We start from the raw sequence: 1,670 nt of genomic DNA, 5'->3' as shown, positions 1-1,670 counted from the left end.
CCACCCCCCCCTGCCGCGCCGTGGCGGCGGCGGGTTTGGCACGCACTACCAGCAGGCTACCGTTTGGCAGAACGGCCAACCGGGTCCGCATCACGTGACGGAGGCGGCGTTGGACCCGCTTGCGGACCACCGCTCCCCCGACCGCCTTGCTCACGACGAAACCGACGCGCGGCGGGTCCGCGGGTTCCGGGCCGTCCGGAGGAGGGGGAAGGTAGACCACGGCCACGTCCCCACGCGAGGCGCGGCGTCCCGAACGCATGACGGAGCCGAACTCGGAGCTACGGCGCATCCGGTTCCGCGACGACAGCATGGGCACTCCCTCCGGGACATGGGGCGTGTACGGCGGACATCCGTCCTGACACGCCCTCGGGCCTCGTCCCACGACAAAGGGACCGGCCGGCGAGAAGGCCGGACGGTCCCGAAGAACTTGGGGCTGAGTGTGGCCTAGTGGCTCACGGTCAGCGCGGCGCGCCCCTTGCGGCGACGCGAGGCGATGATGGCGCGACCGGCGCGCGTACGCATGCGCAGCCGGAAGCCGTGGACCTTCGCGCGACGCCGGTTGTTCGGCTGGTACGTACGCTTGCTCACTGCTGGCTCCAGGGGCGTGTCAGGAAAGTACTACGACAGACCCCCAAGCATATGCGGGGCCTCACGGTGCATGAGCCGAGGCCGCGCCATCGTGTGGACACGGGCGCAGACAGATCATCGGCATAAGCATAAAGAACATACGACCAGGCCGGGTCGGGGTCAAATCAGACGGCTCTGCGAGCCTGTCCCGACTTCCGCGGGAGACGGAACCAACGGTGGCGCGGGCCACGCCCGGGACGCGCCCAGGACACGTGCCACGCCCTGTGGACAACCGGTTGTCCACAGGGCGTGGCACGTCCACATCCCACTCGTCCTGTGGATAACCTCAACCTGTGGATAACTCGCCCCTCGCCCTCTCCCAGCCGCTTCAGCGAACCGAAGGCCGCGGTTTACACAGCTTGTGACCTGGGATTTGTGGATAACTCAGCACTGTGCACAGAGATCTGCCATCCTGTGGATAAACCTGTGTACAACCTGTGGACAACAGGCTCGAGCTGTGGATACCCAGACGCGAACGCTCTCAGGCCACCGTGGTCGGAGTGCGGTTGTCCACAGGCTGGCGAGCGGTCGGCGCACCGTTCGTCCACAGCTCCTCCTGCCCCGGCACCCCCGGAGGGGGAGGACAATGGAAGTTCGTTCCGCGCGCCCGCGAGGGGCCCGCGCGGAACCATGACCGACGACACACCGCCAGGGGGTGTGCATCCGCCGTACCCGCCCCTGGGACCCCCGGTCAGGGGCGCCCGGGGTCTCTCCGTCCCCTCCCGCTCCAATCCGCACCGAACAGATCCGCACCGAAGGGACAGCAACCATGGCAGGTCACCGTGGCTGACGCACAGGTCAACCTCGCAGTGGTCTGGTCCAGCGTGCTGGACGGGATCGACAACGACTCCCTGCCCGCGCACCAGCGCGCCTGGCTGCCCCAGACCCGTCCGCTGGGTCTGATCGAGGACACCGCGCTCATCGCCGCGCCGAACGAGTTCACCAAGAAGGTGCTGGAGACGCGGCTCTACCCGGCGATCAGCCGGGCGCTCTCCGCACACCTCGGCAGGGACATCCGGGTCGCGGTCACGGTCGATCCCACG

General features: G+C 68.3%; 2 protein-coding genes and 1 pseudogene. 1 reads left to right on the top strand and 2 read right to left on the bottom strand.

The features are described 5' to 3' along the window. Together rnpA and rpmH are read right to left on the bottom strand one after the other, a co-directional pair. The coding region (gene rnpA, locus D471_RS0122310) for a ribonuclease P protein component (RefSeq protein WP_017600677.1) at window positions 1–310 on the bottom strand (310 nt) is incomplete at its 3' end. A 134-nt stretch (window positions 311–444) separates the two neighbouring features. After that, window positions 445–588: a 50S ribosomal protein L34 gene (rpmH, locus tag D471_RS0122305; protein WP_013155858.1), complete on the bottom strand. Its 144-nt coding sequence runs from the start codon at window positions 586–588 to the stop codon at window positions 445–447. Between the two features lie 848 nt (window positions 589–1,436). Between rpmH and D471_RS35580 the strand changes: the two are divergent. Next, window positions 1,437–1,670, top strand: a pseudogene (locus tag D471_RS35580) (chromosomal replication initiator protein DnaA); the annotation flags it as partial.

The organism is Nocardiopsis lucentensis DSM 44048, from assembly GCF_000341125.1.
In the GTDB taxonomy this organism is placed as follows: Bacteria; Actinomycetota; Actinomycetes; order Streptosporangiales; family Streptosporangiaceae; genus Nocardiopsis; species Nocardiopsis lucentensis.
This window is presented reverse-complemented; position numbering and strand designations above follow the sequence as displayed.